We start from the raw sequence: 24332 nt of genomic DNA on the forward strand, positions 1-24332 counted from the left end.
CCGGACACATGATCGTCGGCGAGCGAACGATGCTGACGCTACCAACAGATGCTAATAAATCCAACAAAAAGAAGAACCAGGATGGCTCGGCATGTCGGCGAAGGCCACACGCCCGCAACCCGGAGGCCAAGATTAGTCCATTCGCGAGCGCAACCCAGTATCATGCTGAAGGCACCGTGAACAGAAGAGGGACGATTATGCCCAGACTGACCCATACCCACCAGCGCACCCTGGCGCGCAGCAGCACCCCGGGCCGCGCCATAAGCGCAGTCATCGTCTCCTTGGGGCTGGTGGCGTCGACGTCGTGCACTCCAACTCCCGAAGCTGCGCCGGTATCCAACCCTGTCAAGCTCCTGCAGAACGTGCGGGTAGGCCTTTCCGCTGCCGCAGGAGTCGAGACTGTAGAGGGGACCACCATCTCTGTCTCCGCAGCGGGCGGTTCCTCCGCAGAGGACGCGAAGTACGACACCGCCCAGGTGGTGGGTGAACTCCCGGTGCGTGTGAGCCTGCAATACCGGGCGGGGTCAAAGTCCGGCTCAGATCTCGCCGAACTGCAGGGCCACACCGGGCCGGTCGAAATCAATGTGACGCTGGAAAACCTCACGGTCAAGCCGCGGGTCATTGAGTACGACGCTGCGGGCCAGACACGTTCCGACACGGCCCTCGTCGGCGCCCCGCTGACCATCGCAGCCTCGACGAAGCTCGACGGCGTACGGGCAGACCACGTCACGGCAGGCTCTGCGGATGGCGCCACGGGCACCAACGGTGTCCTAAGCAGCACCGAGGATGGCGCAGCCGTGGTGCAATGGGCGACCATTCTGGCCCCGCCGCGTTCGGGCGCAAGCACCACCCTGCGCCTCGTGGCCGACGTCGAAAACTTCAAGGTCCCCGCGTTCGACGTAGCAATCCAGCCGGGCCTCAACACGGACCTCAGCGCAGATGGAGTCCTCAACGGCGCCTTTTCGTCCGGCACCGGCTCGGTACTGGAGCTGCAGCGCCGAACCATCACGCTGGTCTCGGACATCAACACTGTGCTGACCCAGGCCGGATCCACTATTACCGACGTCCGGCGGAACCTGCAGGTGACCTCGCAGACAGTGGGCGCGAAAACGGCGGGCGAGCTGCGGGACAATTCCCAGGCGCTGGCCGCGACCATGTCAGGGCTCAAGGACCAGCTGAAGACTCTCGGCGCTGATTTGGAGTCCGCAACGACCACAACGCAGTCAGCTACCGCGGCGCAGTTGAAGCAGACCGTTTCCGCTGTGGACGCGATGCTGGGAGACACGTCGGCCGTGCCCGCGACGGCCCCCATCAACGGCGAGGGCTGCTCCGCCGAAGTCCCCAAGTCCGAGAAGGCCGCCACGGTGTACTCGAGCGTCGTGACCATGGCCTCACAGCTGGACGCCTACGCGAAGGTCAGCGCGGGCTGCCGGGACATTGTTGCGGGCGCCATCAAGGCCACCATGGGGCCCGAGGACCCCACCGCGGTGGAATGCGCAGAGCAGGGCTCCATGACGTGCTCGCTCTACGGATCAGCCATGAGCGTCACTGGAGCGCTGCTGGGGCTGGTGGAGACGGGTGATGAGCTCGTGGCGGACCTGCAGCCGCAGGTCGTCGAAGGAGCAATCAAAAACCAAGAGGCCTCAACCCTCGAACTGGAGCGGGTCCGCGCCGGCTTTGCCGTAATCCTCGACGGCGCCGATACCCCCGAGGACTACGAGACAGCGCTGGCGAAGGTGGACAAGGCGATGAAGTCCGTTCGGGCCTCCGTTGCCGCAACCCGGGATGCAGCCACCGCAGCCCGCGACAGCATCAAAGGGCTGCGGCAACAACTGATCGACATCGACGAGACTGCGCAAAGCGCCCGGAGCGAGCTGGGTGACGGCTCGCTGCTGAAGGGCTCGATGATGCAACAAAACCAGCGGCTCGCGGACGAACTCTGCAAGATGGCGGACGCCGGTCTCCCTGCCCCAGGCCGGCTATCGGCCGAGGACGTGGCGCGGCTGCGCGCCTACCTGACGTCCGCTCCCTGCGGGCCCACCCCTGAGAATGAAAACCCGGCCCGGGCAGTGAAGCTTCCGACCGGGTTTAAGGATCCGTTGGACGTCCGGCTGAAATCCCAGTCGGAGGCATGGGACACGGCCCTCGCGGCCACTGACACGGCTGACCAGGACCAGGCGATCGGCAAGGCGTTCACTACCCTGGAGGCGAGTATCGGCGACATCGACGCGAAACTGGATGCAGTCGACGACGCTGCGAAGGCCCTTGACCGGGCGGCTACAGGCAATGCTGCCGGCACAAAGCGCGGGCTCGAAACCCTGGCGGCTGCGCTGGGTAAAGCCATTGAATCCTCCGGCCAGGTGGGCGCAACACTGGCGAAGTTGAAGGTGCAGCAGGACGGGCTCGGCGACAAGATCAAGGAGTCCCTCCGCGACGTCTCGGCTGATACTGCGGCCGAGGTCTACAAAACCGTGGGCGAGCAAGTCCGCCAGGTGGCCGAGATCGGTGACGCGGGTTCAGACTCCGTGATCACCGCTTTCAACCGCTCCATCTCCGGCTTGAAGTCCACCTCCGACGAGGTGGTAGGTGACGCCGGGGGCACAGTGGACAAGCAGCGGGGCGAATTGTTGGAGCAGAGCGGCGCCCTGGCCGCCTCCCTGGCCAAGACCACGCAGTCCTCGCTCGCCAGCATCGCTTCGAGCACGTCCGGTTCAACGCGGGACGTCGAGGGCGCGAACGCGCTCCTGTCCTCCAGCCTCAACAAGGTGATGCTTGACCTGGGCGACCGCTCGGTGAACGGATCCGGTCTGCTCGGCTCCATGGCTACCAACGCCGCCAAAGCCGATACAGCCGACTACCAGCTGGCGCTGGCCTCCCAGAACGCAGAAGGTTACGCCAACATCAGGTCCCGCGATGTTGCCGGGTTGCTGCTGCGTCAGGCGCAGTTCAAGGCCTCACTCACCGCGATCGATGAACTGCCGCCGTTCCACCTCGAGGTGCCGGCCGGCGCGACATCCCAGACCCTGTACACGCTGAAGATCGGCGGCACCGAATGAGCTCCCGCAGCCGGCTGATTGCCCTTATCATTGCGGGCGTCGCGGCCGTCGTCGTGGTTGCGATCGTCCTGACAGTGACGCTGAACCGCCCAAAGGAGGCTTCCCGGCCCGATCCTGTTGCCGCGACGGTTCCCGTAGCGCTGAAGGCCGACGGCTTGCCGAAGGACTTCTCGATCGGAGTTGTCCTTACTTTGGGCCGGTCCGGCGAGCCGGGTTCGGAACACAACCGCTCGGCACAAGGCGCGATTGTTGCCGCGCAGCGCTTTGCCCGGGGCGGTTCCACACTCAGCTTGTCAGCCCAGAATGACCGGGGCACGGAGGATGGCGCAAGCGCCGCCGTACGGGCCCTCGCCGAGCAGGGAGCGTCCGGCGTCATCGTGACAAGCACGGGGCCGCAGGCCCTGGCCGCGGCAAAAACTGCCGAAGAGCTCGGGCTCCCGGCCATCCTGCCCTACGTTGAACCGTCGGACCCCGCGCCGACCACCTGGACCACGCGCCCCTCGGGAGCGTCCGTCGAAACTGCCCTACGAACTGCCCTGACCGGCAAGAACAGGGTGCTGCTCGTAGAAGACGGCGGCCAGATCCCCGCATCAGTTGCCATCTCGCAAACACTGAGCCTTAGCGGCTTCGAAGAAGTGACGGCCCTGGCCCAGGAGGCCGCCATCAGAACCGGCGACCAGCTGCGCCCGGCGGCCGAAGACGCCCCGGCCGGCGCCGAGTCGACCAGGGTTGCCGAGCCCGCTGACGCCGTGGTCGTCTCGGCCGCCACGCCGCAGAGGCTGGCCCGGCTGGTCCAGGCCCTGCAGTCCCGCGACGTATCCGTGCCCCTCATTCTTCCGGAGGGCGCCACAACTCCGGCCTTCGCCTCCTCGCTCGCCGAGCTCGACGGCACCGCGTCCGGCCAACTGGTCAGCGTTGCCCCCGCCGGCGGCGATGCCACTGCGCTGCAAAAAGATGCCCAGGGGCGGGGTATGTCCGCCTTCCTCTCCGCAGTGCGCCTGGTGTCCGGCGACCCCGCAATTAAGAACCTAAGCGACGACGCCCCCTTCTCCGCCGACGCCTGGGCTGCGGACGCACGCAGCCACGACGCCGTCGTCGCCCTGGTGCGCGCGGGCGCTGCGGCTGGGAGCGGTGATCCGTCCAAGGTGGGCGCAGCCCTCCGCACGCTATCGTTCGGCCCCGGTGACGGCCTTGCCGGGCCGGAGCTGGACTTCTCTCGCGCTGCCGCGCTGAGCGCAGAGACCATCCCGGTGTACGCTACCGCGCAGGACCTGGGCCTCCGCCCGCCGGACGAGGCAGCTCCCCGCCTCGTCTGGGTACCGGCGCCGGCAAGCCCTTGATCGTCCTGTCCCGTCCTGCCGCTGTGCGGGCGGGGCGCCATGTCCCCACGGAAGGAACGCCCTGATGCGCGTGCTGATCGACTTGGATGAGCGTCGCTTTGAGTGCGAGGTAGCCCACGCCGCGCCGTCCACTACGCTCTCAGACTTGGTGGAGGCCGCCGGCGGCCCGCGGCTGGCGCCCGATGAGGCAGTGTTCCTGAACGAAGCCGAGGTGCGGGGCTCCACCCCAGTTTCTGAGCTGATCGTCCTGGAAGGCAGCCGCATCTCGCGAACGCCGTGGCCAATCCCAGAGCGTGTGCGGGACTGGAGCGTGACGCTCGCCGGCGGCCAGCGAACCGGCGGTGTCATTGCCGTTCCGCCAGGGCGCGACATGCTCATCGGCCGGTCTCCGCATGCCGACCTGAGCCTTCCCACCGAGAGCGCGTCGTGGGACCACTGCCGCCTTCGCCGGGAGGAGGACGGGCTGCGGGTCCTGGACGGGGGGTCCACGAATGGCACTCTCGTCAACGGCGAGCCGGTGAATGAGGACGGCACCCTTGTCACCGAGACCGCCACGATCACCGCCGGCGGCACCGTGCTCCTCCTGCGCCGGGCTCTGGACGAGACTTCCGCCCCGACGCCGGGAAGCCTGCATAACCTCACGCCGGCGGCGACAGCCCCCTTCAACCGCCCTCCCCGTCCCGGGCAAGCCCCGCTAGGCGACCCTTTGTTGCCACCGAGCCGCAGCGAAGTGCCTCCGGCCGGCAAGTTCAACGTCATCACGGTACTGGCGCCTCTCGTCATGGCGGCGGCGATGGTGGTGATACTGCGGGATTTGCGCTTCGCAATGTTCGCCATGCTTAGCCCTGTGATGGCCGTAGGTATGTGGTTCGAACAAAAGCGACGATACGCCCGGGGCCTGAAAGAGGAGGAAGAGCGCTTCACCAGGGCGCTCGAGGAATTCGAGCAGCAGGTCCGCACGGCCGCTGCGGCGGAGACTGGGCGGCGCCATCGGCTGATCCCCGATCCCGCCACCGTCGTCCGGCGCGCGTCCCTGCCCACCACGTCCCTGTGGCAGCGCCGCGCAGACTCTGAGGACTTCCTCGCTCTCCATGCGGGCACAGGCGACGTGCCGTGGCATCCCGAGATGGATCGCAATGCCGGCACGCGCCTCGATGAGAAGGTGAAAGACTCCCTCGCGGCGGCACGCCTGCAGTCGGCGCCCGTGCTGGTTGACCTGACAGACGCCGGGGTGGTGGGCATGGTGGGCCCTCGGGAAGGTGTACTGGCACTCGCGCGCTCCCTCCTGGCCCAGGCTGCGGTGCACGTTGGTCCAGCTGATCTGACAATCGGCGTCTTCTGCGACGCCGGGCGCGCCGACGAGTGGGAGTGGGCCTCGTGGCTGCCGCACACCCGCCAAGCCGGCAGCAGCACAGGCGAGCGGTGGATGTCCGCGCACCGCGAGACGAGTCTGGCCATGCTGCGCACGCTCAAGGACAGTGTCCAGGAGCTGCCCACGCCGGCGATGTTGGTAGTCCTGGACTCCGAGGTGCTCACGGAGGGCAGGGATTCCCCGGCGCGCGCGCTTCTCGGCGTGGGCCGCTCCGTGCCAGGGGCCCACATCAACCCGCAGCAGCGTCACTCCCGGGTTGCGGGCATTGTCATCGCCACCTCAGAAGAGCAACTGCCGGCCTCCTGCACCACGATCATCCGGGTGGGGGCGGACGCTGCGGCCACTGTGGACCAGCCGGAGACCCTGACCCGGGTTGAGGACGTCATCCTGGCGGGCCTCGACCAGGAGGAGGCCCTTCGTTGCGCGATGAACCTGGCTCACTTTGATGATCCGGAGTTGAGCGTACCTGGTGCCTCGCTGCCCTCGCTGGTCCGGCTCCCCGGGCTGCTCGGCTACGAGCGCCCGGACGCCGCGACGGTCCGCCGCCTGTGGCAGGCCCCTACGGGAGTTTCCACACCGATAGGCGCCGGGGAAAATGGGCCCCTGACCCTTGACTTGGTCAAGGATGGCCCCCACGGCCTGGTCGGCGGCACGACCGGATCCGGCAAGTCCGAATTCCTGCGCTCGCTCGTGGCCGGCCTCGCGGCACGCAACGATCCGACGCGCCTGAACTTCATCCTGGTCGACTTCAAAGGCGGTGCGGCTTTCAAGGCCTGTGAGCGCCTCCCGCACACCATCGGCACAATCTCCAACCTGGACGAACAACTCGCCGACCGGGCCCTCCGCGCGTTGGAGGCGGAGATGGAGCGGCGCCAGCGTGTGTTTGCCGGGGCCGGCGAGGGCGTGGACAACCTGAACGCTTATCTGGCGACAAACCCGGCCGAGCCCATGCCCCGGCTGCTGCTGGTGATTGACGAGTTTGCCATGCTGGCCAAGGACTTCCCGGATGTGCTGAAAGCATTGGTCAGCGTGGGTGCCGTGGGCCGCACCCTGGGTGTGCACATGATCCTGGCCACCCAGCGCCCGGCCGGCGTCGTCAGCGACGACATCCTCGCGAACACGAACCTTCGGGTTGCCCTGCGCGTGCAGAGCCGCGACGACTCCAACAACGTCATCGGCGTGCCCGCCGCCTCGGCGATCGGGCGGGCCCAGATGGGCCGCGCCTTCGTGAAGCTGGGCCAGGACGACATCACCCCAGTACAGACCGCCCTTGTCACCGGACAGGCACAGCTTGAAGGCGGCGCCACGGTAGAGGTGCGTGGGATCCGCCAGTTCGGCGTCCCCGTGCCGGCGGCGGCGGCGCCACGGTCTACGGACGCGGACGACAACGACTTGGATCTTCTCATCGACGCGGTGATCGAAGCCAACACCGAAGCCGGGTACGCCCGGCCCCGGCAGGTCTGGCCGGAAGCCCTCGGCGAGCGTGTGGAGCTGGCAGGTTTCCTCCCTCAGCCGGACGGCGGCGGCCCTGCTGCGCCTTCCGGCGCTCCCGCCGACCCCGAAGCCTGGAACCTGCCGATCGTAGGCGCCGTGCGGGACTCGTCTGTCCTGGTGTCCATCGTGGACGAGCCGGATCTGCAGCGCCAGTCGGCGGCGGGATGGGACATGTCCGTGGGAAACCTGATGCTCCTGGGCGTAGCCGGCTCCGGCACGAGCACCACGCTGGCCTCGATCGCGTTGACGCTTGCCAGAGACGTTGATCCGGCGGAGCTCGATCTGATGATTCTCGATATGGGCTCCCGTGAGCTTGAACCACTCGAATCCCTGCCACACACCGTGGCCTATGTTGGAACGGGTGCCGGCGCCAAGGAGCAGCAGGCCCGCTTCCTGCGGCACTTGCACACCGAACTGGAGCGCCGCCGCGCCGAACCCGGCCAGCACCGCCGCACGGTGGTGCTGCTGGACGGCCTGGCCTCGCTGCGGGATGAGTTCCAGGATTTCGAAGGGCAACAACTGCTGGCCTTGCTGTACAGCGCCTACGCGGACGGCCCCGCGCTGGGACTTTCGTTCGCTGTCTCCACCACACGCGCCAAGGCGGTGCCCTCGGCCATGAACGAGGTGACGCTGCAGAAGTGGCTCTTCCGGCTGGCGGACACCTACGACTACTCCTCGCTCGGTGTCCGCGGCAAGGAGATCCCTGCGCCGCTTCCCGGCCGTTGTGTGGACCCCCGCACCTCCCTCCAGATGCATGTAGCCACGCCCGGCGTCGGGATGGCCGCCGCGGTGGGCCGTGTCCGGCAGCGCTGGGCGCACGTACCGGCGAAGACTGCGGCCATCAGGCGCCTGCCCGGCAAAGTCACGCTGCCGGAGTTGGGCGTCGGCGCCAGGCTGGAGGGCGAGCCTTGGCTTATACCGGTGGGGTTGTGTGAGTCGGACCTCTCCCCTGCGTTCCTGGAGATTTACGAGGGTGAGCACGCACTGATCGCCGGGCCAGCCCGATCGGGCAAGTCCACACTGCTCCTGGCCCTGGCCGCAGCGGTGCGTGGCGCGGCCACGTCCCGGGGACCGGCGCAGGTGTGGGGCATCTGCGATCGTCGTTCGTCGTTGGCCGCCGCCGACCTGGACCGCGTGGCCGTCGGCGCGGATGAGGTGCCCGCTTTGCTGGCTGCCTTGCGCCTCGAGCGCGGGACGGTGTTCCTGCTGATTGACGACGCAGAGCGCTTCGAAGACGCCGATCAATCCATCTCGGGGGTGGTGGCGTCCGGCCGGCCGGGGCTGTGTGTCATCGCTGCCGGACGGGCCGCGGATCTCCGCGGCCTGTACAGTCACTGGACCAAGACGCTCCGCAAATCCCGCCTGGGCGTGCTTCTGCAGCCGGATGTAGATTACGACGGCGAACTGCTGGGGGCTGTTCTTCCCCGCAAATCGCCCGTGGCGCTGACTGTTGGGCGAGGCTATATCGGGGTAGGCGGACAAATGGCACTCATCCAGTCAATGAGCCCCGAGGGTTAACCCCGGCGGGGGGCGCCCACACGGAAGTCGTGGCCGGGCTGACTTGAAGAATCAGATGGACGAAGCTGGAGGACACGGGATGCAAATCGCACAGACGGGACAGGCGCTGGGAGCGTCGTACCGCTTCGGCGAACGGGTGGGCTCCGGTGCCGTGGGCGATGTTTGGACCGTCACCTCGGCCGACGGTCAAACGTTTGCGGCCAAGGTCCTGCGGCCGGAGCATGCAGATGATCCTTCGCTCGTGGAACGGTTCGTCCGTGAGCGCTCCGTGCTGCTCGGGCTCCGGGACCCCCACATCGTGACGGTGCGCGACATGGTGGTGGAAGGCCCGCGGCTGGCTATCGTCATGGACTATATCGCTGGCGGATCCCTGCGTGACGCGGTGAAGGAAACCGGCCCGCTGCGTCCCCTGGATGCGCTCACCGTCACCGCCGAAGTGTTCGACGCATTGGCTTTCGCCCATGCCCGGGGTGTGACGCACCGGGACATAAAGCCGGACAACGTGCTCCTCACCCGGCCGTGGCCCGAGTGCGGCGTGGGCGACGTTCGGGTCTCTGACTTCGGCATCTCCAACGTGGTGGGCGAACGGATCCGTCAGACCACCGGCCTCATCGGCACCCCGCTGTACATGCCTCCCGAGCTCATCAGTCGGGGCCTGTCCGGACCGCCAGGGGATGTGTACTCAACCGGCGTCATGCTCTATGAGCTCCTCGCCGGGCGCACTCCTTTTGCCGGGCCGGGAACGGATTTCAGCGTCGCTTACCGCCACGTTTCCGCGCGCCCGCCGAGAATCCCCGTCGACGATGCGGTGTGGGACGTACTTGATGGGCTGTTGTCCAAAGACCCCGCGCAGCGCCCGACCGCGGCCGAAGCTGCGTCGACACTCCGGCGTCTCGCGCCACGTCTTGCCGGCAGCGCTGCCATCGCCCGGGGGGAAGCCCCCGCTGACTTCGCCGCCGTCGACCGCCCCGCGACTGTGGTCCGGGGCGCTTTCTCGGAGGAGGAACTCGCAGCCTTGGCGGCGCCTCCTCCCGCCGGAGACGGCGGGGAGGCTCCGGAACTCGGGGAAGCGGGCAGCGCGACGATCGCCCGTCCAATCCCGCGTCGCGTGGTGCGGCCGCTGGCGGAAGTCCGGCCCGAGGAAACCTCTGCCGTCCCTTTCTGGCGCACGCGCAAAGCCCTGCTGCTCGCCGGCACCGCTGGCCTTTTGCTCGTAGCGATGGTTGTCGGGTTCGCTGTCCTGGCACCGGGAAACCAGCAGAACGCGCCTGCGGCCGCCGGCGAACGGCTGTCCGCGCAGTTGCAGGACACCGCCCTTCCGACGGGCTTGACGATTTCGCGTGCGGCCTCCTACGAGCCCTCTTCCGGTCAGATCCGGTTGACCATCGCTTATGCGGCACAGAAGGCCCCGTTGTCCGGTGATTTCCTGGAGGTAATCCCCGGACTGGCCGGTGGGGACGCGTGCCCGGCGGCCTCATGGGACGGGTCGTCAGTGAGCCGGAACCAGCCCTCGATCACCGGTCTCGACGTAGAGTGCGGCTGGAAGGTGTCAGGACTGGAGATCCCGGCAGGAGGTTCCGTCCAGGTGACCGCGACCGTGCCGGTATCACCCGCAGATCAGAAAGCGCTCGACGCGTGGCTGCGTGCCGGGTCCGGGACGACGACCACCGCGACGCAGGACCCGGCCGTCAAGAGCACCGAATATCCAGTGCAGCGGCTGAAAGGCGTGGAGGTGCGCACTCCGACACGCGTGGTGACGCCCAGCCCGCTGAAGATCACCCTGGTTCCGGTCTGGGCCGGTGGCGCCGACGAGCTGAACCCGATGTACGTGAGTCCGACGTCCGGCAAGCCCTCGCAGATGCTTGTGGCGGTAAGCGGCGGCGAAAAGGGGGTGCGGTTCTCCGATGGCTGCGGCGGGGCGCTGGCGGTCGACAGCGCGGGGCTCACCGTAACGGCCCTGCAGATCACGCCTCAGTGCACCGTGCGTGCCAGCGTCGGTAACTTCACCGAGTTGCAGTCCCAGAGCTTTGGCATTACTTCACGCGAAAATTCGCAGGACTGAGAATTCGGGCACAACGGTGAGGTGGTGACGGTGGCGGGGCGAGTCCGCAGGGCACGGCGCTGCGAACCACGAAGCCTTACCGGCTAGCCTGCGGACACATCGATCAACACCTTGCCGACGATGCTCTCTTCCACCGCCGCGTGGGCCGCAGCCGTCCCGGCCAGGTCAAAGCGATGCAGCGGCAGGCCTGCGGCCTCTCCCACCGGAAGAGCGCCATCGGCGATGGCCGCATTGATGTCCTCGGCAGCGGCGTGCACCGCCGCCATACCAACGGTATAAAGCAACACGAACTGGTAGCGGACGTTGAGGCTGAAATGCCGGCGCACATCCAGGCTCACCAGATCGCCGCCGTTGTTGGCGTAAACCGCCACGGAGCCGCGGTTGCGGATCACTGCCAGGTCGAGCTCGGCGTTCTGCGCGGGTGCCACCTCCACGATCTGGTCGACGCCCCCGGGAGCTATCCGGCGGATCTCAGCCACTGCGCTGGTTTCCCGATAATTGATGACGTGATCGGCGCCGGCGGCCCTGACCAGCGCAGCCTTCGCCGGTCCGCTCACGGTGGTGATCACAACCGCGCCGGCCCACTTAGCGAGCTGAATCGCCGCATGGCCCACGGCGCCGGCCCCACCAGCGACGAGAACCACCTTGCCGTCCAAGGCCCCCGGGTGCAGCCGCCGCGGCCCATCCTCGGCGACCGTCAGGGCGCGGTGGGCGGTGATCGCAGGAACGCCCAGGCTTGCGCCGAGGTCGAACCCGGCGTTCTCCGGCAGCGGAAAGATCCGCTCGGCCGGCACGACGGCGAACTCCTGGGCTGTCCCGCCGTCGGCCCGCTGGTAAGCTGCCAAGGCCAACCAGACCCTGTCACCGACGTGGAGGTGCTTGACACCGGGCCCGACGGCGTCCACCACTCCGGCGCCGTCCTGGTTCGGCACGACCTCCGGGAAGGGCAACGCCTCACCCGGTTTGGCGCCGCGGCGCGACTTCCAGTCGGTGGGGTTCACAGCGGAGACCACCATCCGTACACGCGCCTCCCCGCGCCCCGGATCGCGGACCTCACGGTCGATGAGCTCAAGAACAGACGGATCGCCGGTGGCGCGGTACACGATTGCTTTCATACTCAGAACCAACGCCGGCCCGGACCGAAAATTCCCGCCGGTGCCGGACCAGCCACGGTCCACGATCGTTCCGGGCCTTGGCACCCGCCATATCCGGTGCCTATCCCGGCAGGTCACCACCACGGTTAGCCCGGCGAGGCCAGGGTTCCTCCGGGAGCTGCAAGACAAGGGCCAGTGCCATGAACGGCATCGAGTCTCTGAAGTGGAACGCCGCCTCCTACGCCGGGACCGGCTCCCAGCTACCGGGTTCGCCCGCGAGTCGGCGAACGATGCCGTACCCGCCGGAGGCCTTCAGGACCGGGAGCTGGTCCAGGGCTGCCTTGGTGGCATCCAGCGAGCCGCGGACGGCGACGTCGTGCGGCGGGGCAGGAACGTGACGCCGTGCCAGACATAGGCTCCGGGTGCTCCGTGAGTCAGCCTCGAACATCTCCTGTGGCATGAGACGGCCGGGCCGGGCCACGGGTACTCCGTCCGCAAGTGCAGGGCAGAGTAGTCATGGGGAGCATGGCTTCCCGCTCCGTGACGGGGGAGCCCCGGTGAATTGTTGCACGCTGGATTTAATGGTCTGCAGCGCGGCCAGGTCGTCGCCGGTGGGTTCGGTCCGGCCGATGGTCAGGGACTGGATCATGTGGCCGAGTTCCACCCGGGTGATGACGTGCCTCTCCGCGTCGACTGTGAGGGTTCCGGTGAATTCCGGCTTCTCCAGGTTCGTCAGCGGCACCCGCCAGGCCCCGTCCGTTTCCTCGACCGGTTCCCCGGCGTTGATCTGCCAGTCATCGCCGAGCCGTCCCAGGAAAGCGGACCAGCGGGGAAGTACCAGCGACCAGGGCGGCCTCATCGGAAGGTTCTCCATCGCAGGGCCGTCCTCCGCCGAGCCGTCCGTCTGGATCATTCTGGAGCCGCCGGGCGCATGCAGGAACGCTGGGCCCCCGTCCATCCGGACATCCCAGTAGCCGCCGTCAAAGAAAAGGACGGTCCCCCGCTCCCCTTCCCGGTCAGGGTACGCGGGGAAGTCGGTGGCGAAGCGTGCCGCAAGGAACGCCGGCTCGGCCGCTTCGAAGAGGCCAAGAAGCTGGTGGTGGTTCGGGATCATCGTCACTCCGGTTACTTGACCTTGCAGGAGAGGCTCGTCTGGCAGGTGGCCCGGTGGACGCCTCACTCCGGCGCATCCCGAGCCAGCCGTTATGCAGGAGCCGTGTGCGTCGTACAGGACCGTGGGGAGAGACCACAGCTGTTCAGGAGGGCCCGATCAATGCCGATCGCGACGAGTCCCGACCGGAAATTGCCAAGGGTTCCGGGCATCCTCCGGACGTTTGACGGACCGGGTGACGGCGACAAGGGGAGCCCTTTCCCCGCTCCACGGCAGCATGTATCCAGACCCCGTCGTCCGCCCCGCCACTCAGCCTTTCGACCGGAGCCGCTGGCCAGGCCTGTATTAGCCGGGGAGAGCTACTGCCCAAGACCTAGACACAGCAAGAGACTGGCCAGCGATGATCGCCTGGCCAGTCTCTTGTGCCGACCGCTACAGCGGCTGGATGTTCTCCGCCTGGGGACCCTTAGGACCCTGGGTGATGTCGAACTGGACCTTCTGGTTCTCGTCCAGGGACTTGTATCCGCTGGAGGCGATTGCCGAATAGTGTGCGAACACGTCAGCGCTTCCGTCCTCGGGGGCGATGAAACCAAAGCCCTTTTCGGCGTTGAACCACTTGACAGTACCTGTTGCCATGTTGCTATTCCTTCACGGGTCGCTGGTCGGTTCCGCTTATCGGATTGCCATCCCAGCCACTCACAGTCACGAGCCTACGTGTCAGCCCCGACGGGGGGCAACAAGTGACCGACCCTGTAACGCTTCAAAGGCTAAGCCGCCCTGACAATATTCAGCAGACCGGCGGGGGGTGTGGTCCAGTGCCGCGTGGGTCACCCCGGGCCTCACTGCCGCTGGTGCGCTGGAAGCCCGCTCGTCAACGGGATCTTTTCCGCCCACCCCTCTCCCTATGCCCACCCGGCTTCGAGAGATGAATCGATCCGGGCTCTGCCCCCGGCACCAGTGACACCGCACGGAAAGTCCGGCCGGATGTCATGGGCGTGCTGCTGACAAAAGTCAGACCAGCACATGGCTCTCACGGTCGCTCCGAGGGCGAACGAAGCTGCCTTCGGGATCCAATGCGCCGTTGGGGTGACCGGGATGGCGCACACCATTTACACACCGAAGCGTGCTCCGGGAGTCACCCCTCGGAGCAAAGTATTACTAAAGTGTTTATTCCATGTCTGGGGAGGCCGTAAATCCCACAATCTGTGGAGCTAAGGAGATTCGAACTCCTGACCTCTTCGATGCGAACGAAGCGCTCTACCAACTGAGCTATAGCCCCGAAGCAACGCCGGTCCCGAAGGAACGGCGTTGCCGGTGTCCCTAGGCTACAAACTATCTGCGCTCTTTGCCAGCCAGCCGCGGAAAGTCTCACCGGCGTGGCGTTCCTCCGGCACCAGGTTCAGCCCCGCGCGCAGGTATTTTCCCATCGCGCCGGGCAGCGGCATCCTCACTAAGCGGCCATGGGAGCCGGTGGCGGCCTTCCATTCCAGCGCAAGCTCCCCCATGTCCTGGATCTCGGGGCCGCCGATGGTTCTCTCCCTGTGCCGCGGTCCCGACGCCGGCTTCAGGGCCTCTGCCAGCAGCTCCCCGGCGACGTCCGAGGGTGCGATCGGCTGGAACCGGGCACCTTTGACCACGGGGATGACCCGCATCCTCGAACCGGCGGCAAACATTGTCGCGAGCAGGGAATGAAACTGTGTCGCCCGGAGAACGACGGTTTCCAGCCCCGACCGTTGAAAGACGAGTTCCTTGGCTGCCTTTGAGGTGTAGTAGCGGAAGCGGCTCCGGTCGCAGTTGACGATCGAGAGCACGACGGCCCTGGCCACACCGGCGTCCTGGGCTGCAGCCAGCAGCCGTGCGCCGCCGTCGGCGAAGTTGACTTGGGCCCGTCCGGAACGCGCCTCCAGACAGTCGATCACGACGTCGGCCCCTGCCAGTGCCGCCGCCAGCCCCTCGCCGGTGCGGACATCCGCCGGGAAGTACTCGGCCCCGGCTGCCCGGGCCACCGATCCGACGTGCGGTGGATTCCTGCAAAGCGCCGCGACCGAGTGGCCTTGCGCCACCGCCAGCCGCACAACTTCCCGTCCCACCTGGCCGGTTCCGCCGGCAACACAAATCCGAGTCATGCCCTGAGGCTACCGCGTCCGCGGTTCCTAGTGGCCGGGGCGCGTGAATTTCGATCCGCGGGCACAAAGAAGCCCCGGTCTGCCACTGCGGGCGGGCCGGGGCTCGAACAAACCAGCCTTAGGCCCTGCGGCGCTGCAAGACATCGTCCAGGTTGCTCAGGGCGCTCTGGGCCTTACCCACGGGTTTGGGGTCGGCATCCCTGGCGCGACTAGCAGCCTGTGCCTGCGGGTGGCCCTGCTTCAGAGAGGGCTTTCCGACCGCTTTGGGGGCTTCTGGCAGGTCAAGCGGCACGGGTGCGGCCCGTTCGGCTTTGGGTGCCTCCACGTAGGTGGGCTTGGGGACCTCCACCGGGTCCCAACTGGCTCCTTGCCCCACACGGGCATCGGCGGCGCGGACCGAGGCGTCGGCGGAGGCCGCGGCTTCCGCCAGTGCAGCCTGACGAAGCTCAGGGGCGGTCAACGCAATCGGCGCTGGCTTCTGATCCGCCGCGCCGGCCTGGGCGTCGAACAGCGGGTTATCGGCCCGTTCGCGGAGCTCTTCGGGCGCGTGCAGCGGAAAGTGTGACGGAGCGGACCGGTCAGGGTGCGTCGGCGCGGACATGGCCGCGCGGAAGGCTGCGTCCACCTTGCGGCGCCGGTCCCGGACCGCAAGCCAGCGGAGAGTAAACACGGCGGCAGCGGCACCGAGCAAAGTGGTAACCGGCAGCCAGAATGAACCGAGACCGAAGAGTCCCAGGACCGCAGATACGAATCCGGTGAGCAGCAGCAGCAGCCCTGCCGCCGCCAAGACCAGCCGTCCGTAGCGGATTTTGAATGCCGGGGCGGGCGCTTGAGTCCAGGGGCCGCCGTCGGACGTGATGTTCCCGGAACCGGATCCGGTCCGGTGTGTGCTGGTCATAGTTCTCTCCTGCTGGGCCGCCATCTTCATGACGTACCCGGCTTGCGGGCTTGCTGTTTCAAGATTGCTGGCGTCCGGTGCGTGCTCACCAGCGGGCTGAACCAGGTGGCGTCCGTTCCGGAGCAAGTACGGAGCTACCCACACAATCCAGAGCGCAACAGCAATGACAAGGATCACAGAGCTGCTAAGGGGAAAGTCCACATCAAAACCGTATGAGCAATGCCCGGTGCAGCCCGGCATTGTCCCCGGTGTGTCGCGGGGCAACTGGCAATTGACCGAATGAGTCGCACAACGGCGGTTCCGGAGGGGCCGGCCGGCTACGCGGGGCGGCCCCGCTGCCACCGTTCCAGCAGGCCTCCGGGCACTTCTTCGGAGGTCAACGCGAAGCTTCTGTGGTCAGCCCATTCGCCGTTTATGTGAAGGAACCGCGGCCGGTAGCCTTCGTCGCGGAACCCGAGTTTCTCAACCACCCGGAGGCTCGGCGCGTTTTGCGGACGGATGTTGATTTCCATCCGGTGCAGTCCCAGTGTCTGGAAGCAATAGTCGGTCACCAAAGCAACGGCGGTGGGGGCAATGCCGTGTCCGGCACGGTCCTTATCCACCCAGTAGCCCAGGGTAGCCATCATGGCCGAGCCCCACACGATGGAGGAAACCGTCAACTGCCCCACGATCACAGGGTCCCGGAAGCCGGGCGTCCTGGCTGTGATGAGAAACGGCAACGACGTTCCTTGGGCAGCCTGAATCTTCAGGGACCGCACCATTTGCCGGTAATCGGGAAGGCCGCCCCCGGGGACAGGGTTGGACGCTTCCCATGGGGCCAGCCACTCGCTGTTGCGCGAGCGTACCTCGGACCATTCCCTGCGGTCCCGGTAGCGGATAGGCCGCAACACCAGGTCGCCGGTTTCAAGCGTTACCGGCCACTGGAAGCTCCCCGCCACGTGCGCTACTTGGTCAGGGTGGGCGCCAGGCTCGCCGCGAAGCCGGGGAGCCATTCCCGCAGGCCGGGTCCCAGGTCCTCGCTGTCGATGGCCAGCTGGACGCACGCCTTCAGGTAGCTGAGCTTATCGCCGGTGTCGTAGCGGCGGCCGCGGAAGATCACGCCGTAAACGCCGTACCCTTCACCTTCACCGGAGGCCAGTTCCTGCAGCGCGTCGGTGAGCTGAATTTCGCCGCCCCGCCCGGGCTTGGTGTGTTCCAGGACTTCGAAGGCGGCCGGGTGGAGGACGTACCGGCCAATTATCGCGAGGTTGGACGGGGCATCTTTGACGTCAGGCTTCTCGACCAGGTGCTTGATCTGGACGTAGTCCTCGCCGGCAATCGTTTGAACATCCGCACAGCCGTATGCGCTGATTTCAGACGGCTCAACCTCGATCAGCGCTACCACCGATCCGCCGGTCTTGGCCTGGACCTCGATCATGGTGCTGAGGAGTTCGTCCCGGGCATCGATCAGGTCATCGCCCAGGAGGACGGCGAACGGCTCGTAACCGACGTGCTGCTTTGCACGGAGGACGGCGTGGCCGAGACCCATCGGATCGCCCTGGCGCACATAGTGGATGTCGCCGAGGTTGCTGGCGGCCTGAATCGACTCAAGCTTGGCGGTGTCGCCCTTGGCCTCCAAGGTGGCTTCCAGGGTGGGGACGCGGTCAAAATGGTCCTCCAGGGCGCGCTTGTTGCGGCCGGTGATCATCAGGATGTCGCTCAGCCCAACGTTGACGGCTTCTTCGACGACGTACTGAATGGCGGGCTTGTCGACGACAGGCAGCATTTCCTTGGGCATGGCCTTGGTGGCCGGAAGGAACCTGGTGCCGAGGCCGGCTGCGGGGATGACGGCCTTGCGGACGGGAGCGTTGGGTGTAGTCACTGGACTAATCTAACGGAGGGACCAAGCATTAGGTAATCATTGGAGCCGGCGCGGGCCGCAGCCTCAGGGGCCGGATCCGCCGAACGGACAGGACGTCATGGCATCGAAAGAAGAGATCCGGGCAAGCCACCGGGCCCGGCGCACTGCCCTGGCGCCGGCCGAGGTAGAGGCCGCCGGCATGGGCATCGCCCGGCACGGTCTCTCCTGGGCTGCGAGCCTGACCGGCGGCAGCCCCGGCACCTTCGCCGTTTACCTGGGCGTGGGCACAGAGCCGCCAACCTTCCCCCTGCTGGGGGTGCTGCATGCGGCGGGGCACCGGCTGCTGCTTCCGGTCTGCGAGCCCGGCCTGACCCTGAGCTGGGTGCACTGGACGCCGGCGTCCGAGTACGTCCGGAGCCGCTACGCACCAATCCTGGAACCTGCGGGGGATCGCCTCGACACCACCGCACTGCGGCACGCGGATGGCATTTTCCTGCCTGCCACCGCTCTTGACTTCTCCGGCAACCGGATCGGCCAGGGTGGCGGCTACTACGACAAGTTCCTGGCGGCGCTGGGCACCCTCCTGGCCACCCGGGCTCCGGCGCCCGACGGCGGTCTGTTGGCGCCGCTGCCCACCGCAGCCGTCGTCTATGACAGCGAGGTGCTGTCCGCCGGGAGCATCCCTGCGGAGTCGTTCGACCGGAAAGTGGCCGCTGCTCTCACCCCGTCAGGGCTACTGGAACTCCTGGACCCGGCATCCGGGGACGCACGGCCGGGATGCTAGAATTGGCACTCAGGCCCTGCGACTGCTAAGGGACGGATCTGGCTGGAGACATATCGGCCGGGACCGTTGGCTCAGCGGCACGGGACCTGCTCGTTTGTTCCAGAGGAGGATTCCCAGTGCCCACCTATGCGTACGCCTGCAAGGACTGCAGCCACGCCTTCGAGATCGTGCAGTCGTTCACCGACAGCTCCCTCACGTCCTGCCCGGAATGCCACGGGACCCTGCGCAAGAAGTTCAACAGCGTGGGTGTGGTCTTCAAGGGGTCTGGTTTTTACCGGACAGACTCCCGCGAAGCTAAAGGCAGCACTGTTGCACCGGCTCCCGCCCCGGCGGCAACGCCTGCGCCCGCCGCCGTTTCTTCTTCCGCCAGCTAACGGCCGCCGCCTTGGGGTCTCCTCGGCGGCATTGTCCACATAGCCGCGGCAGGGTCTGACCCACGACCGGTCCCCTGCGTAGTGTCGGCCTATGCCCACTCGCGACCTTCCCTTGCCGGTCGGCGGATTTCGTTCCGTACGGTCCCCCGCATCCCCGGTGCGCCCGGCATCGGGCCCCTACTGGTTCCAGAGGGGCGGGCCCTCCGCCAGCCACCGACCCGGCGGGCTAAGCCCGGGACGGCTTCAGCAGGGCCGCAGACCAAAAAGGCAGCCGGCCCGCCGGCAGATGGTCCGGTGGCTCGGACGCAACCGGCGGTTGGCGGTGGCGTTGCTGCTGTGCCTCGCAGCAGCTCTCACGGTGCAACAGCTGACCCCGGCTCCCGCTGACAGTGTCTCCGCGGTCGCCGCGGCCAGGGATCTCCCGGCAGGCGAAACCCTCAGTCCGGACGACCTGACACTCCTGAGCGTCCCCCACGCCCTGGTTCCGGCCGGAAGCAGCTATGGCAGCACCGACGCCCTGCAGGGCCAGCAGTTGGCCGTCGCCCTGCGCCAGGGTCAGTTGCTCTCCGATTCCCAGCTCCTTGGCCCCGGACTGCTGGCCGGAAGCCGGCCGGGATCAGCGGCCGTGCCGCTCCGGATGGCGGATCCGGCCTCGATCCAGCTGCTCTCCCCCGGGCAACTCGTCAATGTGGTCATGACGAGCGGCGACGCCTTCGATCAGCCCGCTTCGTCCCAAGTATTGGCCGCAGCCGTTCCGGTGCTGTGGACTTCCGGGCGCGGCAGCGACGCCGGCCCCTGGGCGGGCGCGGGAGATATCGACGGTCTCCTGGTGGTCGCCGCGGACGCCGAGCAGGCCCGTCGTCTCGCCGGCGCGTCCACGCAGGGCAAGCTGTTTTTCGTCCTAGTCCCGGCAGATTCGGGCTAGCAACCCCGGACGCCGGAGAGGCGGCCCCGCGGGTGCCCCCCGGAACCGCCCCGTCTCTTGAGGTGCGTCAGCCCCAGTGCGGAGGCTTCTGCTCCTGTAGCCAGGAATCGTGGTCGTAGCCACCGGTGTCGTCGCCCCAGCGGCGCGGATCGTCCTCAGCAGCCTTGTTCGGCAGCACATCGTCCGGGACCGACGCAGACAAGGACTTGGGCGCCGGGTCATCCAGGCTTCCGTCCGTGGCGTCGCTGTTGGCATGGCCCGCTTCGTTGCCGTCCTGGACGTTGACGTCACCGTCACTGTTGGCGTGGCCGTCTCCGCCACCTTCCTGGGCATTGACGTCACCGGCGCCTGGAGCGGGGTGCGCGCCGCCGGTATCCCGGGGGGCGTCGTCGGCATCCACGGCGTCGGCATCCATGGCGTCGGCATCCATTGCATCGGCCTCCCTGTCGCCCTGACCTTCATCCTCCCGGGGTGCACTGCCCGGGCTTCCGGCCGGGGACTCATCCTCGCTGGCCGGTGCTTCGTTGACATCCAGGTTCTCCACGTCGTCGTCAAAGAACCCCGGCGACGCCTGGTTTCGGTGAGCTCCGACCGGCTTTTCCAGACCCAGATATCCACCGATGCGGTCCGCGCAGGCCGATGGATCGGTAAACACCTCAATAGTCCACAGCGGCATGTACCGCCACCCGAGCCGTTCCAGGAGCTGCGGACGGAGCCTGCTGCGTTCGCGGACAGTCAGCCGGCGGTACTGCTCGGTGCCGTCGGACTCGATCGCCACGGGACGGGGAATTTCAGCATCGTCCTGGCCGAGGGTGCTCAGCGGGTCCGCCGCTGCCACCATATTCAGGACGCCGTCGTACTGGTGCCAGACCCGGGCTCCCCGGGCGCGCAGACGGTCGCCGAGATCTGCCACAAGCGGGTCCGCGCCCAAAGCCTGCTCGCTGGCCGCCGCCCGTGAGGCCGGGCTTCCAAGATCGGAGTTGCCCGCAATTTCACGGTCTATCAATTGGTAGAAGTCGACGGCGCCGTGACTGAGGCGGGTCACATCCAGGTCCTCGGGCCGGAAACAGCTGAGCACGTGCAGCGAGCGTCGCGCCCTCGTCATGGCCAGGGCGAACCGGGCCCGTCCGCCGTCGGCAGACAGGGGTCCGAGGCTGTGAAGTGCGCGGCCGTGCGGTGTACGTCCATAGCCGGGCGAGAAAATGATGTGATCGCGGACCAGGCCTTGTGCACGTTCCAGATCCACTACACGGAAGGATTCTTCCCCGGCCGTGAAGAAGCTGGCCAGCGACGGGTAGTTGGGCAACTGCAACCGAATGGACTCGCCGATGCGGGCCGCGTGCCGAAGGCTCCCGGTAACAACAGCCAAGGAGGTCAGGGGCCGCAGTCTGGCGTGTTCGAAGACCAGTTCCACAGCGCGGTTCACTTCGGCCACGACGGATTCAACACCATCCTGGTCAGCGCTGGGCAGGCCCGTGCCATCCGGAAGATATTCCACTGTGAGCGCACGGTCCAGGCCCGTCGCCGATTGCCCCTCCGGCAGCCGGCTCAGCTCGCCACCGTAAAAGCTGTTGCTTAGTTGCCGCACGAGATCTTCGTCAACCGCGCGGTAGACGTGGCGCAGCTTGCAGACAGGCAGCACCGCCGACAGCGCACTGAACGCGCTTTCCACATCTTGATGGGAGCTTTCGCCGGCTGCGAGCCGTTCCACCCCGACGGAGAACGTCCGCGGGCTGGCGATGCGGTCATCGCCGAACGCAACGATTTGTTTGCCGCGGGCGATGGCAGGCAGGACGGCTTGCAGGGACGTCGCTTCGGCGTCCAGGATGACAACAGCATCAAAGCGCTGCTCCACTGGCAGAACCGAGGAAAGCAGGTAGGGGCTGACGGACCACACCGGGATCAGCACGGGGAGCAGGTCCGGCGCCTGGGCTGTCAATGACGAAAGGGTCACCCGGCCGTCCTTGAGCAGGCTGCGCAACAGTTCCGCCTGCCGCGGGTGCTCCGCGATGGCCGCGCGCCAACGTTCTGCCAGCTGCCAGCGCAGCCGGGCGGCACCGCTGGCGATGTGGGCATTGTCCGCAAGACGGTACTCCGCTTCGAGCTGACGCAGGGCGTCGCCGTCGGACATGGCCAGGTAATCGTCGCCGCTGATCATGGCTTCCAACGCCGACTGCCACCAGGCGAGCTCAAGTTCGGCGGCCACCGATTCCGCCGGCACCTCCCGTTTGGCAAGGTCGTCCAGCAGTTCGCCGAGGCCGTGCTCGCGCATGTTCTCGACCAGGAGCGTCCGTTCGGGCAGGGTCTCCAGAATGGCGGTATCGGCCACCAGCCGGCCCAGGCGTTCCATCAGCTCGTCGTAAGGCGTGCCGTGCAACTCGCCGCCGGCCGGCGTATGCCGGACGGCCTGACCCAGCTCGGCCAGTTCCGCGTCCAGCTCACGGTACAGCGAGATGATCTCCCCGAGACCTGCCGGGACTGCCGGATGACGCTGCGTCGTGGCGTAGCCGGCCCACGTGGCCCGCTGCTCTTGGACGAGGACCAGGGAGCTGTGCAGATCGGCGATGTGGACGCCCGGGCGGACGTACTCCTTTGCCACCCGGCGCAGGCGTGAGCGCTGCATGGAGGGCATTTCAATGTTCCGTTCGCGCCGCCAGGAGGAGGCCGCGGTGGCGGAAATAAGGTCAAGGACCGGCCGGTCGAAGATGTCCGGGGTGAATTTATCCAGGCTTCCGCGGACGGCAACCAGCAGTTCGACCTGGTCGCCCCACTCGGCAAAGGAACTTCCCAGGCGGATCTCGGCGTGATCGGCGACGCCGCTCATCATCTCGCGCAGTTCCGGCAGCTTCCGGGCCACGGAGCTGGCCACCTGCTGTGCTTCCTCGGTTTCCTTGCGGGTCAGAAGGCGGGCGCCGTGCCAGGGGCTCGCTGTTGAAGCACGGTTGAAGCTCCCCAATTCAGCCGCCCGGTGCAGCCGCCCCGCCAGTTCCTCGCGGTCCCGGATATTGTCCAGCACGCTGCGCTTGAGCCGGACGGTGGTAGCAGGTGCCGGCTGGATGGCGGTAAGCCTGGCCAGCGACTGCATCGCCTCGTAGGGTGAGCAGCCCCAGCGTTCACGGACGTTGTGGAGCGAGGAGACATGATCCTGGAGGGCATGTCGGTGCTCGGTCAGGGTGGTGTGGAGGTTGCTGAGTTGGGGCTGAAGGGACTTCTCGTTGCGCATAATGCCCCGGACCAGCTGGTCCTTGAACTGAAGGGGCGTGGCGTTGCCGGCAAGCGGGAGCAGGATCGAGTCCAGGCCCAGGAAATCCAGGTGCGCGGCGATTTCGGCCAGGCTGGCGCGCCGGTCCCCCACAACCAGGACCGTTTTTCCCTGGTCGACAAGGGCCCCGATGGTGTTGATCGCGGTCTGGGTCTGGCCCGTACCCGGCGCGGCGCTGACCACCAGCGAGTCTCCGGCCCGGACGGCGTCGACCACGTACTGCTGGTGGTTGTCGGCGTCGAGCAACAGCAGCTCATCGGCGGGATCGCGCTCGTCGGTGCTGGGGAACCGCCCGGCTTCGGGCTCGGGCACCTCCGCGGCGCCGCCTGTGGCGGCGCGCCCCAGGGCCTTGATGAGGGGATGGTCCGCATTAATCCAGGGGTCGTCCAGGGTGCCGGACAGGTCGGCGAAGGTGGACACCAGGAGATTGTGCTCCACCTCGGCGCCGTGGATGGGCTGGATGAGCGTGCCGAGCCGGTCCAGGACCGGTTGCGGGTCCAACCGGGCGGTGCTGTACGCCATACGGGTGACGGCGTTGACGTCGAAGCCGATCCCGTGAATGGACTTCAGGTGCCGGACCAGGGCCGGGTTGATTTTGGCCTGCTCCGTCAGCTGGAGTTCGTAGTCGTCCTCGCCCGGGCGAACCGTGAGCGAGATTGCAGCCAGCATCACCGGAGCGGAGACGCGCTGGGGCTTACCCCCGACGGCGGACGTCCACACCACTGTGCCGGCCGAGAAGTACCCGGCGTCGATGCCGCGGTCATTGCCCAGCTCGAAGATCTTGGACCGCAGGTTGCGTGAGGCCTTCGCAGCGATAACGTACTGCTGATGGTCGCGAATCAAGGTGGAGAGGCGGGTCCGCCGCCCGGCCATCAGCTGGGCCAGCCCGGAGGGATGGGCATGGGTCAGGTCGATGGAACCCTCGGGGGTCTTGGTGAACCGCAACATGGTATCTGCCCCGGTGACGGGCTTGAGCCCCGACAGCCATTTCCTGAGCTCTTCGGAGCCCTCGGGGTGGCCTTGACCAACTGACACTACTGCCTTCTTTTCTGTGCTTGCGTTTACTGTGCTCGTCA

The 24332-nt window shown here is 67.1% G+C and carries 15 protein-coding genes and 1 tRNA gene; 7 read left to right on the plus strand and 9 right to left on the minus strand.

Going from position 1 to position 24332, the window contains the following annotated elements; genetic code table 11:
• Nucleotides 1-197 precede the first annotated feature (197 nt).
• From VUN84_13405 to VUN84_13420, 4 genes are all read left to right on the plus strand, one after another.
• Nucleotides 198-3056 carry a hypothetical protein gene (locus VUN84_13405; protein ID XAS63287.1) on the plus strand — a complete coding sequence of 953 codons (2859 nt, stop codon included), beginning with the start codon at nucleotides 198-200 and terminating at the stop codon, nucleotides 3054-3056.
• Nucleotides 3053-4396: a hypothetical protein gene (locus VUN84_13410; GenBank protein XAS63288.1), complete on the plus strand. Its 1344-nt coding sequence runs from the start codon at nucleotides 3053-3055 to the stop codon at nucleotides 4394-4396. The genes VUN84_13405 and VUN84_13410 overlap by 4 nt, the downstream gene beginning before the upstream one ends.
• 64 nt (nucleotides 4397-4460) lie before the next feature.
• Nucleotides 4461-8780, plus strand: coding sequence for an FtsK/SpoIIIE domain-containing protein (locus VUN84_13415; GenBank protein ID XAS63289.1), 4320 nt, complete (start codon nucleotides 4461-4463; stop codon nucleotides 8778-8780).
• 79 nt (nucleotides 8781-8859) lie between these two features.
• Nucleotides 8860-10842, plus strand: coding sequence for a serine/threonine-protein kinase (locus tag VUN84_13420; protein XAS63290.1), 1983 nt, complete (start codon nucleotides 8860-8862; stop codon nucleotides 10840-10842).
• Nucleotides 10843-10925: 83 nt separating this feature from the next.
• Here VUN84_13420 and VUN84_13425 read toward each other — a convergent pair whose 3' ends face one another.
• From VUN84_13425 to galU, 8 genes are all read right to left on the minus strand, one after another.
• Complete coding sequence (locus tag VUN84_13425; protein XAS63291.1) at nucleotides 10926-11957, minus strand: NADPH:quinone reductase; 1032 nt, start codon at nucleotides 11955-11957, stop codon at nucleotides 10926-10928.
• A gap of 493 nt (nucleotides 11958-12450) precedes the next feature.
• Complete coding sequence (locus VUN84_13430; GenBank protein XAS63292.1) at nucleotides 12451-13056, minus strand: hypothetical protein; 606 nt, start codon at nucleotides 13054-13056, stop codon at nucleotides 12451-12453.
• Nucleotides 13057-13479: 423 nt separating this feature from the next.
• Nucleotides 13480-13683: a cold-shock protein gene (locus VUN84_13435; protein XAS63293.1), complete on the minus strand. Its 204-nt coding sequence runs from the start codon at nucleotides 13681-13683 to the stop codon at nucleotides 13480-13482.
• A gap of 570 nt (nucleotides 13684-14253) precedes the next feature.
• A tRNA-Ala gene (locus VUN84_13440) sits at nucleotides 14254-14326 on the minus strand.
• Nucleotides 14327-14372: 46 nt separating this feature from the next.
• Nucleotides 14373-15173, minus strand: coding sequence for an NAD(P)H-binding protein (locus tag VUN84_13445; GenBank protein ID XAS63294.1), 801 nt, complete (start codon nucleotides 15171-15173; stop codon nucleotides 14373-14375).
• 118 nt (nucleotides 15174-15291) lie between these two features.
• On the minus strand, nucleotides 15292-16071 hold the full coding sequence (locus VUN84_13450; GenBank protein ID XAS63295.1) for a hypothetical protein: 780 nt from the start codon (nucleotides 16069-16071) through the stop codon (nucleotides 15292-15294).
• 317 nt (nucleotides 16072-16388) lie between these two features.
• Nucleotides 16389-17009: a GNAT family protein gene (locus tag VUN84_13455; protein XAS63296.1), complete on the minus strand. Its 621-nt coding sequence runs from the start codon at nucleotides 17007-17009 to the stop codon at nucleotides 16389-16391.
• A gap of 5 nt (nucleotides 17010-17014) precedes the next feature.
• Complete coding sequence (galU, locus tag VUN84_13460) at nucleotides 17015-17932, minus strand: UTP--glucose-1-phosphate uridylyltransferase GalU (GenBank protein ID XAS63297.1); 918 nt, start codon at nucleotides 17930-17932, stop codon at nucleotides 17015-17017.
• A 97-nt stretch (nucleotides 17933-18029) separates the two neighbouring features.
• Here galU and VUN84_13465 point away from each other — a divergent pair, with 97 nt between their 5' ends.
• From VUN84_13465 to VUN84_13475, 3 genes are all read left to right on the plus strand, one after another.
• A complete protein-coding gene (locus VUN84_13465) occupies nucleotides 18030-18695 on the plus strand; it encodes a 5-formyltetrahydrofolate cyclo-ligase (protein ID XAS63298.1) in 666 nt (221 codons plus the stop codon).
• A gap of 116 nt (nucleotides 18696-18811) precedes the next feature.
• Entirely contained in the window at nucleotides 18812-19069 is a 258-nt protein-coding gene (locus VUN84_13470; GenBank protein XAS63299.1) for an FmdB family zinc ribbon protein, read from the plus strand.
• A gap of 286 nt (nucleotides 19070-19355) precedes the next feature.
• Nucleotides 19356-19994: an RcpC/CpaB family pilus assembly protein gene (locus tag VUN84_13475; protein XAS63300.1), complete on the plus strand. Its 639-nt coding sequence runs from the start codon at nucleotides 19356-19358 to the stop codon at nucleotides 19992-19994.
• Nucleotides 19995-20061: 67 nt separating this feature from the next.
• Here the strand turns inward: VUN84_13475 and VUN84_13480 are convergent, their stop codons facing one another.
• A complete protein-coding gene (locus VUN84_13480) occupies nucleotides 20062-24291 on the minus strand; it encodes an AAA family ATPase (protein ID XAS63301.1) in 4230 nt (1409 codons plus the stop codon).
• Nucleotides 24292-24332 lie beyond the last annotated feature (41 nt).

The organism is Micrococcaceae bacterium Sec5.8 (assembly GCA_039636775.1).
GTDB lineage: Bacteria > Actinomycetota > Actinomycetes > Actinomycetales > Micrococcaceae > Arthrobacter.

Coding starts and splice junctions, on each gene's coding strand:
- VUN84_13405 (XAS63287.1), top strand. CDS start 198: ATGCCCAGACTGACCCATACCCACCAGCGCACCCTGGCGCGCAGCAGC.
- VUN84_13410 (XAS63288.1), top strand. CDS start 3,053: ATGAGCTCCCGCAGCCGGCTGATTGCCCTTATCATTGCGGGCGTCGCG.
- VUN84_13415 (XAS63289.1), top strand. CDS start 4,461: ATGCGCGTGCTGATCGACTTGGATGAGCGTCGCTTTGAGTGCGAGGTA.
- VUN84_13420 (XAS63290.1), top strand. CDS start 8,860: ATGCAAATCGCACAGACGGGACAGGCGCTGGGAGCGTCGTACCGCTTC.
- VUN84_13425 (XAS63291.1), bottom strand. CDS start 11,957: ATGAAAGCAATCGTGTACCGCGCCACCGGCGATCCGTCTGTTCTTGAG.
- VUN84_13435 (XAS63293.1), bottom strand. CDS start 13,683: ATGGCAACAGGTACTGTCAAGTGGTTCAACGCCGAAAAGGGCTTTGGT.
- VUN84_13445 (XAS63294.1), bottom strand. CDS start 15,173: ATGACTCGGATTTGTGTTGCCGGCGGAACCGGCCAGGTGGGACGGGAA.
- VUN84_13450 (XAS63295.1), bottom strand. CDS start 16,071: ATGACCAGCACACACCGGACCGGATCCGGTTCCGGGAACATCACGTCC.
- VUN84_13465 (XAS63298.1), top strand. CDS start 18,030: ATGGCATCGAAAGAAGAGATCCGGGCAAGCCACCGGGCCCGGCGCACT.
- VUN84_13475 (XAS63300.1), top strand. CDS start 19,356: ATGGTCCGGTGGCTCGGACGCAACCGGCGGTTGGCGGTGGCGTTGCTG.